Annotated in this window: 15 protein-coding genes, 1 tRNA gene and 1 pseudogene; 9 read left to right on the top strand and 8 right to left on the bottom strand. The window is 65.6% G+C overall.

Features of this window, described 5'->3' with window-relative positions; all coding sequences use genetic code 11:
* Positions 1 to 12 precede the first annotated feature (12 nt).
* On the bottom strand, positions 13 to 399 hold the full coding sequence (locus tag ACN0V4_RS14890) for a DUF2147 domain-containing protein (RefSeq protein WP_417677451.1): 387 nt from the start codon (positions 397 to 399) through the stop codon (positions 13 to 15).
* Between the two features lie 138 nt (positions 400 to 537).
* On the opposite strand from ACN0V4_RS14890, the gene hisA reads away from it, so the two are divergent.
* The 6 genes and pseudogenes from hisA to aqpZ all read left to right on the top strand — a co-directional run bounded on the left by hisA (position 538) and on the right by aqpZ (position 4,399).
* A complete protein-coding gene (gene hisA / locus ACN0V4_RS14885) occupies positions 538 to 1,263 on the top strand; it encodes a 1-(5-phosphoribosyl)-5-[(5-phosphoribosylamino)methylideneamino]imidazole-4-carboxamide isomerase (RefSeq protein WP_417677449.1) in 726 nt (241 codons plus the stop codon).
* 59 nt (positions 1,264 to 1,322) lie between these two features.
* Positions 1,323 to 1,601 (top strand): hypothetical protein, encoded by a 279-nt coding sequence (locus tag ACN0V4_RS14880; protein ID WP_417677447.1) that lies wholly within the window; start codon positions 1,323 to 1,325, stop codon positions 1,599 to 1,601.
* 83 nt (positions 1,602 to 1,684) lie between these two features.
* The gene (locus ACN0V4_RS14875; protein ID WP_417677445.1) at positions 1,685 to 2,122 is read left to right on the top strand and encodes a DUF2867 domain-containing protein; all 438 of its coding nucleotides are present in this window, start codon (positions 1,685 to 1,687) and stop codon (positions 2,120 to 2,122) included.
* 170 nt (positions 2,123 to 2,292) lie between these two features.
* Positions 2,293 to 3,096, top strand: coding sequence for an imidazole glycerol phosphate synthase subunit HisF (gene hisF, locus ACN0V4_RS14870; protein ID WP_417677443.1), 804 nt, complete (start codon positions 2,293 to 2,295; stop codon positions 3,094 to 3,096).
* Complete coding sequence (locus tag ACN0V4_RS14865) at positions 3,096 to 3,410, top strand: phosphoribosyl-ATP diphosphatase (protein WP_417677441.1); 315 nt, start codon at positions 3,096 to 3,098, stop codon at positions 3,408 to 3,410. The genes hisF and ACN0V4_RS14865 overlap by 1 nt, the downstream gene beginning before the upstream one ends.
* Before the next feature lie 286 nt (positions 3,411 to 3,696).
* Positions 3,697 to 4,399: pseudogene (gene aqpZ / locus ACN0V4_RS14860) on the top strand (aquaporin Z).
* 111 nt (positions 4,400 to 4,510) lie between these two features.
* Here the strand turns inward: aqpZ and ACN0V4_RS14855 are convergent.
* Positions 4,511 to 5,494 carry a TauD/TfdA family dioxygenase gene (locus ACN0V4_RS14855; RefSeq protein ID WP_417677439.1) on the bottom strand — a complete coding sequence of 328 codons (984 nt, stop codon included), beginning with the start codon at positions 5,492 to 5,494 and terminating at the stop codon, positions 4,511 to 4,513.
* Between the two features lie 255 nt (positions 5,495 to 5,749).
* Here ACN0V4_RS14855 and ACN0V4_RS14850 point away from each other — a divergent pair, with 255 nt between their 5' ends.
* Complete coding sequence (locus tag ACN0V4_RS14850; RefSeq protein ID WP_417677437.1) at positions 5,750 to 6,358, top strand: TetR/AcrR family transcriptional regulator; 609 nt, start codon at positions 5,750 to 5,752, stop codon at positions 6,356 to 6,358.
* Between the two features lie 9 nt (positions 6,359 to 6,367).
* On the opposite strand, the gene ACN0V4_RS14845 is transcribed toward ACN0V4_RS14850, so the two are convergent.
* The 4 genes from ACN0V4_RS14845 to rlmB form a co-directional block, all read right to left on the bottom strand.
* Positions 6,368 to 6,790, bottom strand: coding sequence for a CoA-binding protein (locus ACN0V4_RS14845; protein WP_417677435.1), 423 nt, complete (start codon positions 6,788 to 6,790; stop codon positions 6,368 to 6,370).
* Between the two features lie 181 nt (positions 6,791 to 6,971).
* Complete coding sequence (locus ACN0V4_RS14840) at positions 6,972 to 7,421, bottom strand: YHS domain-containing (seleno)protein (RefSeq protein ID WP_417677433.1); 450 nt, start codon at positions 7,419 to 7,421, stop codon at positions 6,972 to 6,974.
* Positions 7,422 to 7,524: 103 nt separating this feature from the next.
* On the bottom strand, positions 7,525 to 7,806 hold the full coding sequence (locus ACN0V4_RS14835; protein WP_417677431.1) for a hypothetical protein: 282 nt from the start codon (positions 7,804 to 7,806) through the stop codon (positions 7,525 to 7,527).
* Positions 7,807 to 7,834: 28 nt separating this feature from the next.
* Positions 7,835 to 8,608 carry a 23S rRNA (guanosine(2251)-2'-O)-methyltransferase RlmB gene (gene rlmB, locus ACN0V4_RS14830; protein ID WP_417677429.1) on the bottom strand — a complete coding sequence of 258 codons (774 nt, stop codon included), beginning with the start codon at positions 8,606 to 8,608 and terminating at the stop codon, positions 7,835 to 7,837.
* Between the two features lie 113 nt (positions 8,609 to 8,721).
* On the opposite strand from rlmB, the gene ACN0V4_RS14825 reads away from it, so the two are divergent.
* Both ACN0V4_RS14825 and ACN0V4_RS14820 read left to right on the top strand, forming a co-directional pair.
* A tRNA-Tyr gene (locus ACN0V4_RS14825) sits at positions 8,722 to 8,805 on the top strand.
* 195 nt (positions 8,806 to 9,000) lie between these two features.
* Complete coding sequence (locus ACN0V4_RS14820) at positions 9,001 to 11,316, top strand: response regulator (protein ID WP_417677427.1); 2,316 nt, start codon at positions 9,001 to 9,003, stop codon at positions 11,314 to 11,316.
* A gap of 24 nt (positions 11,317 to 11,340) precedes the next feature.
* Here the strand turns inward: ACN0V4_RS14820 and ACN0V4_RS14815 are convergent, their stop codons facing one another.
* Together ACN0V4_RS14815 and ACN0V4_RS14810 are read right to left on the bottom strand one after the other, a co-directional pair.
* A complete protein-coding gene (locus tag ACN0V4_RS14815; protein ID WP_417677425.1) occupies positions 11,341 to 12,210 on the bottom strand; it encodes an alpha/beta hydrolase in 870 nt (289 codons plus the stop codon).
* Positions 12,211 to 12,297: 87 nt separating this feature from the next.
* Positions 12,298 to 12,819: a DUF2478 domain-containing protein gene (locus ACN0V4_RS14810; RefSeq protein ID WP_417677423.1), complete on the bottom strand. Its 522-nt coding sequence runs from the start codon at positions 12,817 to 12,819 to the stop codon at positions 12,298 to 12,300.
* Positions 12,820 to 12,842: the final 23 nt, after the last annotated feature.

The following is a 12,842-nucleotide window of genomic DNA, read 5'->3' as shown; positions in this document are numbered from 1 at the left end:
GCGCGGCTTTGCCTACTCCACCCGGCTCCAGGTCTGTTTCGAACAGATCAGCCCGCCTGCCACGCAGCCGCGCAAGGCCAATGTCTTGCCGTTCAACTGCATCTTGCCGATGTAGAGCTTGCCGTTCGCCGGTCGCAGCACCTTGCCGGAATAGCTGCCGCCGCCATTCGGCTCCATGTCGATCACCAGGGTCTTGCCGATATTGGGGGATTTATATTCCCCCTCGGCCTTGAAGGTCCGCGTGATCACCCCGCAGAGCGCCTGACCGCAGGGCGCCATCCGCACATAGGCATAGGCGCCATTGTCCGGTTGCGTTTGCCAGGTCCCCTCGATCGGATCGGCCAGGGCCGTCCCGGCCAGTGCCATGCCCACCAGGGCCGCAAGGACAAAGGTCTTCATCGCAGCGTCCTTCCTGCTGTCCGCAAGCAAGGTGCCTCAAACTAACCCGCTGCGACAAGCCCCGCTGCGCGGCCTGCGTTGCATTTCACGGCGCCCCGGTGCAATACGCCGCCAATCCCTCAGCGAAAGGCCGAAGCCATGATCCTCTACCCCGCCATCGATCTCAAGGACGGTCAGGCCGTCCGCCTGCTGCGCGGCGAGATGGAGAAAGCCACCGTCTTCAACGACGATCCCGCCGCCCAGGCCCGTGCCTTTGTCGAAGCGGGCTGCGACTGGCTGCATCTGGTCGATCTGAACGGCGCCTTCGCGGGCGAGCCGGTGAACGCCGCCGCGGTCGAGGCGATCCTGGCCGCCTGCCCGGGCACCCCCGCCCAGCTCGGCGGCGGCATCCGCGACATGGCGACGATCGAGGCGTGGATTTCCAAGGGGCTGGCCCGCGTCATCCTCGGCACCGTGGCGGTGGAAAACCCCGACCTGGTGCGCGAGGCGGCCAGGGCCTTCCCCGGCAAGGTCGCGGTGGGCATCGACGCCCGGGGCGGCATGGTCGCAACCAAGGGCTGGGCCGAGGAAACCAATGTCGACGCCACCGATCTGGCGCGCTCCTTCGAGGACGCCGGCGTCGCCGCCATCATCTATACCGACATCAACCGCGATGGTGCCATGCAGGGCCCGAATGTCGAGGCGACGGCGGCGCTGGCCCGCGCGGTGTCGATCCCGGTGATCGCCTCCGGCGGCGTCAGCTCGATCGCCGATCTGATCGCCCTGCGCGACTGCGGCGCGGCCCTGAACGGCGCGATCTCCGGCCGCGCGCTCTATGACGGTGCCATCGACCTGAAAGAGGCGCTGGCCACGCTCAAGGGCTGAGCCCCAAAACACCGAGGGGCGCGCCACCGGGCGCCCCCTCTCCCCTGCCCGTCGACACCATGCGCCTTCTCTCCCGCCTTCTCGCCCTCGCCACCCTCGCGCCGATCCTGGTCTGGCTGGGCGCCCTCGGCCTCACCCTGATCCTCGCCGGCCCGCTGGGCTGCCGGATCGACGAGGGCAGCAGCCATCCCTGCGTGATCGCCGGCCACGATCTGGGGGAGACCGCCTATAGTCTCGGCATGATCTCGGCCTGGGGCTTGTTCTTCCTCGCCCCGATCTCCTTCACCGCCGGGCTTCTCTGGGGCCTCACCACGCTGTTGCGCCGCCCCCGCGGCTAATCCCCCCCGAGACGATCTGCCGCCTTCTCCGACGATCCAACCCATGCTCTGCTCAGGCCACCCCATGCCCAAGGAGATGGCCGATGACCGCCGCCAGCCTGCCCCGACATGCCCATATCTGGCCCCGCGTCGCCCCTGGTGACTTTCTCGATACCTATAGCGTCGCCACCCCGCTCAGCGCGCGCCAGGCGCTGGAGCTGGCGCTGCGCTCTCCCAACTGGGCGCGATCGCTTCTCAAGCTGCGCGATACGCTGGTCAGCCCGCTCGGCCTGAAGACCGCCAGCAGCGAGGGCCGGCCGGGGTTTCCGGTGGAATACGAGACCGAGGACGAGGTTCTGGTCGGCATGGACGACCGCCATCTGGATTTCCGCATCACCGTGCTCAAACACGACGGTATCGTCCATATCGCCACCTGGGTGCATCGCAACAATGCTCTCGGCCGGATCTATCTGGCGCTGGTGATGCCGTTTCACAAGCTGATCCTGCAAAGCGCCATCAAGCGTATCGCCGCCGCCGGCTAGGTTCGCGGCGCCCGCCCTTTTTCTAGCCGAAAATATCCCCGCCGGAGGCCGCGCCCGGCAGGGCGCGTCTCGGCCGCCCGCCACAGGCCCCGCCCTCGCCCCCTTCGCGCCCCATGCCCCCTTTCCCCCCTGCGCCCCCGGCGTTATGAAAGCGGCAAAGGAGCGGCCCCATGCTGAAAACCCGCATCATCCCCTGCCTCGACGTGGCCGATGGCCGTGTGGTCAAGGGAGTCAACTTCGTCGATCTGGTGGACGCCGGTGATCCGGTCGAGGCCGCCAAGGCCTATGACGCCGCCGGCGCGGACGAGCTCTGCTTTCTCGACATCCATGCCACCCACGAGAACCGCGGCACCATGTACGATCTGGTCCGACGCACCGCCGAGCAATGCTATATCCCGCTGACCGTGGGCGGCGGGGTCCGCACCAGGGACGATGTGCGCAAGCTGCTGCTGGCCGGCGCCGACAAGGTCAGCTTCAATTCCGCCGCCGTCGCCAACCCCGATGTGGTGGCCGAGGCCGCCGATCACTTCGGCAGCCAGTGCATCGTGGTGGCGATCGACGCCAAGACCATCGAGACCGACGACAACGGCGTCGGCACCCGCTGGGGCATCTTCACCCATGGCGGCCGCAAAGCCGCGCTCGACGCCGATGGCAATCCGATCGACGCGGTGGACTTCGCCTGCACCGTGGTGGCCAAGGGCGCCGGCGAAATCCTGCTCACCTCGATGGACCGGGACGGCACCCGCGCCGGCTTCAACCTGCCGCTCACCCGCGCCATCGCCGATGCGGTCGAGGTGCCGGTGATCGCCTCCGGCGGCGTCGGCAACCTGCAACACCTGGTCGAGGGCGTGACCGAAGGCCACGCCAGCGCGGTTCTCGCCGCCTCGATCTTCCATTTCGGGGATTATACCATCCGCGAGGCCAAGGAATACATGGCCGCCGCCGGTATCCCCATGCGGCTGGAGTTTGCCTGATGCACATCCTCGATCAACTGGCCCAGACGGTGGCCGAGCGCGCCTCGGCCGACCCCGAGTCGAGTTGGACCGCCAAGCTTCTGGCCAAGGGACCGGCGAAATGCGCCGAGAAATTCGGCGAAGAGGCCGTCGAGGCGATCATCGAGGCGGTCAGGGGCGACAAGGAGCGGCTGGCCTCAGAGGCGGCCGACACGCTCTATCACATGCTGGTCATGCTGCAGGCGAGCGATGTGCCGTTTCAGGCGGTTCTTGATGAACTCGCCCGCCGCCAGGGCATGAGCGGCATCGCCGAAAAGGCCGCCCGCAAGACCTGAGCCCCCCGCTTCGAGCGGGACCGCGCGCCCCGAGACCGGGGCGCGATGGGCGGTTTCGCCCCCCGGAGTGATTCCCACAACGCTTTGCATGTTCCATCGGCACGCCGAGGCTCCCGGCCCGTCAGCCGTCGCGTCAATGCGCCGGCCTGCGGCCTGCGACCGGTCATCGGCGGCGGCTGGAGAAATGCCGCGGCTCCGCAAGGGGGGAAAATGGAGAGAAATTCCCGGTTAAAAAATCATTAACTTCGGCTTCAGCAGTGCCTGTGTATTTGTGAAAAGGTACGAAATGCAAAAGCAACTTGCAGCCGAGTTCTTCGGCACATTCTGGCTGGTGTTCGGCGGCTGCGGCAGCGCGGTTTTCGCCGCCGCCTTCCCTGAGCTGGGCATCGGCTTTGCCGGTGTGGCGCTGGCCTTCGGGCTGACCGTCCTGACCATGGCCTATGCGGTGGGTGGCATCTCCGGCGGCCATTTCAACCCGGCGGTCTCGGTTGGCCTGACGGTGGCGGGACGGTTCCCCGCGACCAAGCTGCTGCCCTATATCGCTGCTGCCCTATATCATCGTGCAGGTGCTGGGCGCGATCGCCGCCGCGGCGCTGCTCTATGTCATCGCCTCGGGCAAGGCGGGCGCCGAACTGGGCGGTTTCGCCGCCAATGGCTATGGTGAGCATTCGCCGGGCGGCTATTCGCTGCTCTCAGCCGCGCTGATCGAGGCGCTGCTGACCGGCTTCTTCATCATGATCATCCTCGGCTCGACCCACGGCCGGGCACCGACCGGCTTTGCTCCGATCGCCATCGGCCTGGCGCTGACGCTGATCCATCTGATCTCGATCCCGGTGACCAACACTTCGGTCAACCCGGCGCGCTCGACCAGCCAGGCGCTCTTCGCCGGCGACTGGGCGCTGGGGCAGCTCTGGCTGTTCTGGGTGGCGCCGATCGCAGGCGCCATCCTGGGTGCTCTGATCTGGAAGATCTTCGGCGAAGAAAAGTGATCGCCCTCGCCTGGCCCCGCCGCAATCGGCGGGGCCTTCCTGCCCAGCGGCGCGGTCGGCGCCGGGCTCAAATCTTCCTGTAAAGAAGACCGACCGGAAAATGACGCCTGATCAATAGGCGCCTTCGGGGATCGGAAAACCGTTCCGCCCCGGGAATTCCGGCGCCAGTTCCCGCGCGTTGGGCATCTTGACCCAGAGCCGCAGCAGTTTCCGCGTCCGTGCCGGATCCTCGTCATCCTCGAACGAATTGCGCGAATGCAGCACTGCGTAGTTGTTGGCGAATTGCAGATCGCCCGGCTCCAGCATCATGTCCAGCCGCAGGCGGTTCGACATGATGATCTCGTCGAAGAGATCGAGCGCCTCGATTTCGACCTTCGACAGCGGCGCCTGCATGATCTCATGCCCGAGCTCCAGATATTGCCGCAGATAGCGGCAGCTCAGCTTGCCCTTGTTGAAGCTGAAGATCGGCGACAGGCTCGGCATATCCTCGCAGAGATGCGAGAAATACCAGGGCCGGTAGTAGAGCCCGAGATATTCGCGGTGTTTTTCCAGGATCTCGTTATAGATCGCGGCGACGCTGATCAGGCTGCTCAGCCCGCCCTGCCTCGCCTTGCGGATCGACAAAAGCCCCACCATGTCCGACGGGTCGGAGTGATAGGGCAGATAGAGGTTGGTCTCGTAGACGCGGGTTTCCTTCTTCTTCGCGTCGCCCACCGCCATCACCTTGCCGATCAGATCACCGCGCGGGTTCTGCCCCACCGGCTGCCCCATGTGCAGGCCGATCGCGTAATAAAGCGTATTGATCTGCTCTTCGCTGTATCGCTCGACCGGCAGGCCGCGCAGCACGCAGAAGCCGCGGCCGTTCTCCAGCTCGTCCGAACATTGCACCAGCAGCGCCTCGAGCCCGCCCAGCGGGAAATCCGCCTTGGTGAAATGGGGAAAGCGCAGTCCCTTGGCCTCAAGCCCGGCCAGGGCCGCGTCGATGGCGGCAATATTTTCGGCGGACAGCGGGTGAATCCAGCTGTCGTCGTTGGCGAAGTCCCCGCCCACCCAGGCCGCCGGCGTGGTGATCTTCTCGGTCAAAACGATGCTCATCTCGTCTCCTTTCGACATATCGAACCCCGGCAGGAGTCGGTCCTGCCACGCCCCGATCTCCGACTCGGGGGCGGACAGCAAGAATCTCCATACCATTCGGTATAGACTTGTGGAGCATCGGCACGCCGGTCAATCCTTTTCACACGAGCGTCGCAAAATGAGCCCCGAGGGGTGACGGGAGGCGACGGCTCCGGTTAGGAAGAGAGCAGCCCGGCCCAGCACGCGTGCCGGACGACATCTGGACAGGCGACAGAGATGACACAGGCGACAGACCCCAGAGCCCCCGGCAGCGGCACCAATACCGGCCGGATGAAGGAGGATCGCCTGTCGAAACAGGACTGGCTGGATGCCGGGCTCAAGCTTCTGGGCAAGACGGGGCCCGGCGGCCTCAGGATTGATCATGTCTGCAAGGCGATGAAAGTGACCAAGGGCAGTTTCTACTGGCACTTCCGGGACCGGCGCGATTTCCTCGGCAGCCTGTTCGACCACTGGCGCCGGCGGGAGACCACGGGGCTGATCCGCCATGTCGAAACCACCTATGACCGAGCTGAACAGCGGATCTGGCATGTGGTCGAATTCGTCACGCTGGGCACCTATGACGTCGGCACCGAGGTGGCGATGCGCCAATGGGGGCAAAGTGATCCCGATGTGCGCGCGGGGCTGAAACAGGTCGATGCCGAACGCCTGGGCTTTTTCACCCGCCAGTTCGAATCCTGCGGTTTCGACACCGAGCCGGCGCGGCTGCGCGCCATCTCGGTCTATTCCTTCACGCTGAGCTGCGGCTATATGCTGACCGGCGAGACGCGGGACGCGCTGCGCCTGCGGCTGCGTCAAAGCCTGGATCTGCTGCTGGCCCGCGACTGAGGCGGCCCGTCAGCCGATCAGCCGGGAATATTCGATCTTGGGGCAATGATTCTGGATCACGGTGATGCCGCGATCCTCGGCCTTGGCGGCGGCCTCGGCATTCTCGACCCCGAGCTGCATCCAGATCACCTTGAGATCGGGAAAGGCGGCCAGGGCCTCGTCCACCACCGGCGGCACCGCCTCGGAGCGGCGGAAGATATCAACCATGTCGACCGGCCCTTCGATATCGGCAAGCGAGGCCACCACCTCCTGCCCCCAGAGCGTCTGGCCGGCCAGGCCCGGGTTGATCGGGATGACCTTATACCCCTTCTCGGTCAGGAACTGACCGACCCGAAAGCTCGGCTTGTCAGGATTGGCGGAGGCACCGACCAACGCGATGGTGCGGGTCTGGCGCAGGATCTCTTTCAGCAGGGCGTCGGCATATTCGGGCATGGGGTCACCTTAGACGGATCGCGTGACAGAAAAAAGCGCCCGAAGCAGAAAAGCTTCGGGCGCCAGTCGTGGAACGAGGGACAGTGAAATGACCCGCGGGAGTTCCGGTCCGCGGTCATTGTGGGATTTAGGCATCAACTTTGAAAAAAGAAGACCGGATCGCATTTTCGTGAAAGCCATTTCAACGAAAAAGTGCTGCCGGCCAGTGTTCTGCGCCGCGCGCGATGAAACCGGCCGGATCGGCGGACCAGAGGACAAGCTGGCGCGGGTCCTGAACCAGGTAAAGCTTGCCATCGACGATCCTCCAGAGCTGCGGATCGCTGGGAGCCACCTGACCGCCGGCCATGCCAAAGGCGCAATAACCACCGAATTGCGGCGCATAGGCGCGCGGGTTGGCCTCGAACCGTTCGCGGTTGCCGCGGTCGGCGAAATGCCAGACCGCCCCGCGCCACATCACCGCGATATCGGCCCGACCACGCACCGCCGCCCCTTCGATGAAATAGGCAACCGCGTCATAGCCCGAGATCGCCACCCCGTCGCGGGTGAAGAACAGGGTCTTTTCGCCCGCCCGTGCGGCCCCGGCCAAGAGCAGGATAAACAGACAGGCGGACAGGATCGGTCGGAAATGCATGGCGAAAGGGCTAAAGCTCGGGACATTAGGGACGTGCCACAAGATGCCCCCCCGATACACCTCTGCAAAGCCCAGATGACGCGGTTGTGAAAGCGCGGCGGGATCAGTCAAAGATATCCTCGACCGCATCCATCGCCTCCTCCAGCACCCGGGCGAACACCCCCTTGCGCCGCTTTGGCGCCTTTGGCTTTTTCGTCTTCTCCGATCGCGCCTTGGGTGACTTGCGATGATCCGCCGGCCCGACAGGCGGCAGCGGCCCCGCCTGCAACATCTTCAACGCGTGCAGGGGGGCGCCGCAGGATGAACAGGCCAGCTCGTGCCGACCCTCCCCGCCCAGCACAAGTGCCGCGCGGGTGCCGCAATAGCTGCAGGTGGCGATCTTCACACTATGGGGTATGGCGGCCTCCTCTCAGTCAGTGGGACTGAGAGGCATATAGGGCGATCGCCGCGGCATTTGAGACGTTGAGCGAGCCGAAGCCGCCGGCGGCGTCGATCTTGACCAGCTTGTCCACCGTTTCCTTGGTCTTTTCTCGCAGACCGGGGCCTTCGGCGCCCAGTACCAGCGCCACCGGGTCGCCGCGCCGCCCCTCCATCGCCTGTTCGATGGTCTCCTCTGCCTCGCCGTCGAGACCGAGAACATAGAAGCCCATGCGCTGCAGATCCTCGATCGTCTCGGCCAGGTTGCGCACCCTCAGATAGGGCTGACGCTCCAGCGCGCCGCTCGCCGTCTTGGCCAGCGCGCCGGTTTCCGGGGCGGAATGGTGCCGCGTACCGATCACGGCCGAGGCGCCCAGCACCTCGGCGCTGCGCAGGATGGCCCCGACGTTATGCGGATCGGTCACCCGGTCGAGCAGAATCACCCGTGGCGCCTCGCGGCCGATGCAGACCTCCTCCAGACTGCCCCAGGCCAGCGGCTTGACCTCGAGCGCGGCGCCCTGATGCACCGAGCCCGGGTCGATCGGGGCGGAGAACCTGCGGGCATCGACCACCTCAGGCGTGATTCCCGCCTCGGCGATGGCATCGGCCAACTTGTCCTGAGCATTCAGCGTCACGATCAGCCGCAGCTTTTCCCGCTGCGGGTTCGACAGCGCGTCGCGCACCGCATGCAGGCCGAAAAGCCAAACGGTTTCCGCCCCCGAGGCCTTGCGCGCCTGTTCCTTTTCGATCACCCACTTCGGCTTTTTCATGGTCTTCCCCGGCTCTCTCCGCAAAGGCTGAAAAATTGCGGTTTTTCCTGTTGACGCCCTTCGGCCACGCTAGTAATCACGCCTCCACAGCGGGCGCAACAGCGCACGTGGATGGGCGACAGGCCGCAAGGTGTGGCAGGGGACTGTAACTCCCTCGCGGAGACGCACGCCTGGTTCGATTCCAGGGTCGCCCACCATCCACCGCTGTTTTCTCTTAGAAATAGAACGATAGTCTGCCCCTCGCGGCGGTGATCGTCTGGCGCATGACGCTGCTTTCAAGCGCCTTCCGCGCAGGGCTTGCCGCATACATTTCAACATCTATGTAAGTTTCCTTTACCCGAAATTAGCGTTTTTGCGGCCCAATCCCCGGATCGCGGCGAAGGGAGACCTCGATGTTCATAGGCAGGCTGAAGATCTGGATCTGGTCAGCTCTGGTGTTGGCCATGGTGGTTTTCATCTCCGGCCGGCTGATCGAAAGCGCCCGGATCCATGTCACGGAATCGACACTGACGACGGCCGCCTCGACCGAAGCGCGCAGTTGGTACAGCCACTATGTCTTGCACGAGAAAACCTTCCTCGACCTGTTGGGCCAGGATGGTAACCTTTCGGTGCATCCGCTGCTTCGTCATGACGCCGACGTCTTCGGCAATGTGCAGCTCTATCGCATCTACGATCGCCACGGGCGCCTGGTGCTCAGCTCGGCAAACACGCAGGCGCAAGACCAGAACCGCCAGCAGTCGATCAACTTCCCCGGCGGCTCGGGCCAGAAGGGCATCGAGCGGATCCTCTCGGGCACCCCCGAGATCACCGAGATCAGCGACGTCACCGACAAGACGCCGGTGCTGCGCTATTCCCGGACGCTTCTGCCGGTCATCCAGAACGGCCAGATCATCGGCGCCGCCGAGGTCTTCGTGAACGTCAGCGACACACGCGCCACCATCTTCAGCGCCTTCCGCCGCTTCAGCATCATGCTGGTCACGATTCTCACCCTCGCCAGCCTGATTCCGATCAGCGCGCTCACCTATCTCGGCTGGCGGATGGCGATCATGAACCGCGATCTGGCAAGGGCCCGCGATGCGGCGCGCCATGCCGAGGAGATCAAGTCCCGCTTCCTCGCCAACATGAGCCATGAGATCCGCACACCGATGAACGGCATCATGGGGATGGCGGAACTGCTGAATGAGACCAAGCTGAACGATGAACAGCGCAGCTATGCCTCGACCATCCTCGGTTCGGCCTCGGCGCTGTTGACGATCATCAATGATATCCTCGACTTCTCGAAAATCGAGGCCGGCAAGGTCTCGATCGCCGAAGTCCCTTTCGATCTGCACAATTGCGTGCAGGACGCCGCCGATCTGCTGTTCCCCGCCGGCTACAGCAAGGGGGTGGAGCTTTGCGTCGACTTCCAGAAACAACTGCCGGCCTGGGTGGTCGGCGACGAATCCCGGCTGCGGCAATGTCTGCTGAACGTCACCGGCAACGCCGTGAAGTTCACCGAGGAAGGGCATGTCACCATCCATGTCTCGGAACTGGCCGGAGAGCGGTTCGAAATCTCGGTCAGCGACACCGGCGTCGGCATTCCTCAAGACAAGCTGGACGCGATCTTCCGCGATTTCGAACAGGTCGACGAGGATGACACCCGGTCGCGCGCCGGGACCGGCCTGGGGCTGGCGATCACCCGGCGCCTGCTGCGCCTGATGGGCGGCGACATCACGGTGGAAAGCACGCTGGGCAAGGGCTCCTGTTTCCGCATGGTGCTGCCGCTCAAGACCGTCGCCCCGCCCCAGCCCGCCGAAGCGCGCGTCTCGGCGCTGTTCTTCGATCCCGATGCCCTGCGCGGCAAGCGCGCCGTGGTGGTCGACGATCTGGAGGTCAACCGCCGCATCCTCACCGCCCGCCTCGCCGGCTTCGGGATGGAGAGCGTCGCCTATGACAACGCCCGCGCTGCCCTCGCCGCCTTCCAGAGCGGCCGTCAACCGGTCCCCGACATCATCATCTCGGACCACCATATGCCCGGAATGAACGGCGCCGATCTGCTGCATGCGCTGCGCAAGCTGCCACAGACGCAGGATCTGCCCTTCATCATCCTCTCTTCCGGTGACCTGGAAACCCTGCGTCAGGAACTGACCCGCACCGATGTGGAGCTTTGCCTCAACAAGCCCGTGCGCACCGACCTGCTGTTCCGCAGCCTGTGCCGCGCGATCCACCACGACGGCGCCACGCCGCAAACTGCCACGGCGGCGACCACGGCCAGCGCCCCCGAACCAAGGCTGCCGCTGCGCCTCGGCGTCGCCGAAGACAACAAGACCAACCTGCTGATCATCCGGAAGATGATCGGCGCCCGTGTCGAAGAGATCACGAGCTGGACCAACGGGCAGGAGGTGGTCGACGGCTATCTGGCGACACGGCCCGACCTGATTTTGATGGATGTCTCGATGCCGGTGAAGGGCGGGCTGGTCGCCGCGGAGGAAATCCGGGCACTGGAACGCGCCGAGGGGCTGGCACCCACCATCATCGTGGCGTTGACGGCCCATGCGATGCCCGAGGACAGGGCCCGTTGCGAGGCTGCCGGAATGGACGGCTTTTTGACCAAGCCGGTCTCGAAGAAGGATTTGATCGACATTCTCGAGGACACCGCCGAACGGATCAGGCGCCGGCAGCAGGCTGAGCCCGAGGTCGGGCCGTTGCGGCAGCAGGGCGCGGTCTGACCGCCGCGCCAAGGCTGCGCCGGTTCAGCCCGCCGTGACCATCCGGGCAATGCGTTGCGCGGTGATCGAGCCCGAGGGCGCCAGTTCGTCGAGAATGTCGAAGTGGTCCCGGCCAGCGAACCGCTCCAGGCTGATCCGCTTCAGCTCCCGCCCCCAGAGCGCCGCCAGAGCATCACTTTGACGGCGGAACGCCTCGGGTTCATCGGCGCCGATCATCAGATGCACCGGCCGATCCGCCGCCGGCAGATAGAGCAGCGGCGACAATGCCTCGACATCCGCCGGGGTCATCCCCACCGCGTCGTTGACATAGGAGGCCGCCACCGGCGCCAGATCGTAGACGCCGCTGATCAGCACATAGCCCGCCAGCGCCGCCGGCAAATCCTCTCCCGCCAGACCAGCCAGGACCGAGGCCGCCAGATGCGCGCCCGCCGAATGGCCGGCCAGGACGATGCGGTCCGGGTCGATGCCGTAATCGCCCGCATGGGCACGCAGATGGCGCAGGGCGGTGCCGATCTCGGCCAGGATCTGGGCCAATGTCGCCTCGGGCGCCAGGGTATAGCCGATCGCGACATGTGCCCAGCCGGCTTCGGCATAGCCCCGCGCGGCAAAGCCGGCCCCGGCCTTCGACCCCTCCTGCCAGAAGCCGCCATGGATGAAGGCCAGACAGGGCAGCCCCGCCCCCGCGTCAGTGGCCGGCGCCGTCACGTCATACCTCTGCCGCGCCCCCTCGCCATAGGCCACATCGGTCCAGCGCCGCAGATCCTCCGCCCCCTGCAACGCCGCGGTCATCTCCTCGTGCCGAGTGAGAACGCTCATGAAATCCTTGGCCGACAGGCTCGGCGACAGTTGCCGGTCCAGCTCCGCCCGACTCAGACGGCTATAGGGCACACGCATAATCAATCCTCCTCCGGCCGTCCCATGCGGCGGGCAGAGCGTTACGCGATGATAGGCCCGGGATAAAGCGGCAAGCTGCGCGAGGGGTCATGCCGAAGAGGCGCCGTCGCCGCGAATGCGCGCGAACCAGGCATCGAGCGCGGCGGGATCATGCTCCAGCGCCTCAGCCAGATCGCCGGCAAAGGCCAGGAAGGCCGGCAGATTGCCGTCATTGACCCCCAGCAGCACCGGAATGCCGCGCGCCAGCGCCTCGCCGATCACGGGCCGGAACCCGCGCCCCTCGGCCTCGTGCTTGCCGAACTTGTTGATCATCAGCAGTTCCGGCGCCCGATCCAGCAGCGGCTGCACCGCCCCCACCGCCGTCTCCAAAGCGGAGGTATCAAGCCGGCAGCCTCGCGACCCGGCGCCGAGCGATTGCGAAATCCGGATCACCCCGCCGCCCGGCAGCAGCCGCAGGTCCATGTCGCAGGCGCAGCCCTCTGCCCCGTCGCTGTTGTGCTGCACCACCCCGGCCAGCACCACGCCGGCGGCCAGCAGGCGATCGGCGAATCCCGCCAGCAACAGATCGGCGGCCCCCCGCTCGGGGTTGAGAACATAGGCCAGATGCATCGGCAGCCCTCCCTCTGTGCCCC

It is taken from the genome of Pseudodonghicola sp., from assembly GCF_048268305.1.
Classification (GTDB): Bacteria; Pseudomonadota; Alphaproteobacteria; order Rhodobacterales; family Rhodobacteraceae; genus Pseudodonghicola.
The sequence above is the reverse complement of the archived record's forward strand: the minus strand, read 5'-3'. Positions and strand labels throughout refer to the sequence as shown.

Bases quoted from the DNA above. Each gene is read 5' to 3' on its own strand.
- ACN0V4_RS14865 (WP_417677441.1), top strand. From the start codon at position 3,096: ATGCACATCCTCGATCAACTGGCCCAGACGGTGGCCGAGCGCGCCTCG.
- ACN0V4_RS14880 (WP_417677447.1), top strand. From the start codon at position 1,323: ATGCGCCTTCTCTCCCGCCTTCTCGCCCTCGCCACCCTCGCGCCGATC.
- ACN0V4_RS14845 (WP_417677435.1), bottom strand. From the start codon at position 6,790: ATGCCCGAATATGCCGACGCCCTGCTGAAAGAGATCCTGCGCCAGACC.
- ACN0V4_RS14815 (WP_417677425.1), bottom strand. From the start codon at position 12,210: ATGCGTGTGCCCTATAGCCGTCTGAGTCGGGCGGAGCTGGACCGGCAA.
- ACN0V4_RS14810 (WP_417677423.1), bottom strand. From the start codon at position 12,819: ATGCATCTGGCCTATGTTCTCAACCCCGAGCGGGGGGCCGCCGATCTG.
- ACN0V4_RS14855 (WP_417677439.1), bottom strand. From the start codon at position 5,494: ATGAGCATCGTTTTGACCGAGAAGATCACCACGCCGGCGGCCTGGGTG.
- rlmB (WP_417677429.1), bottom strand. From the start codon at position 8,608: ATGAAAAAGCCGAAGTGGGTGATCGAAAAGGAACAGGCGCGCAAGGCC.
- ACN0V4_RS14850 (WP_417677437.1), top strand. From the start codon at position 5,750: ATGACACAGGCGACAGACCCCAGAGCCCCCGGCAGCGGCACCAATACC.
- ACN0V4_RS14840 (WP_417677433.1), bottom strand. From the start codon at position 7,421: ATGCATTTCCGACCGATCCTGTCCGCCTGTCTGTTTATCCTGCTCTTG.
- ACN0V4_RS14820 (WP_417677427.1), top strand. From the start codon at position 9,001: ATGTTCATAGGCAGGCTGAAGATCTGGATCTGGTCAGCTCTGGTGTTG.
- ACN0V4_RS14875 (WP_417677445.1), top strand. From the start codon at position 1,685: ATGACCGCCGCCAGCCTGCCCCGACATGCCCATATCTGGCCCCGCGTC.
- ACN0V4_RS14890 (WP_417677451.1), bottom strand. From the start codon at position 399: ATGAAGACCTTTGTCCTTGCGGCCCTGGTGGGCATGGCACTGGCCGGG.
- hisF (WP_417677443.1), top strand. From the start codon at position 2,293: ATGCTGAAAACCCGCATCATCCCCTGCCTCGACGTGGCCGATGGCCGT.
- hisA (WP_417677449.1), top strand. From the start codon at position 538: ATGATCCTCTACCCCGCCATCGATCTCAAGGACGGTCAGGCCGTCCGC.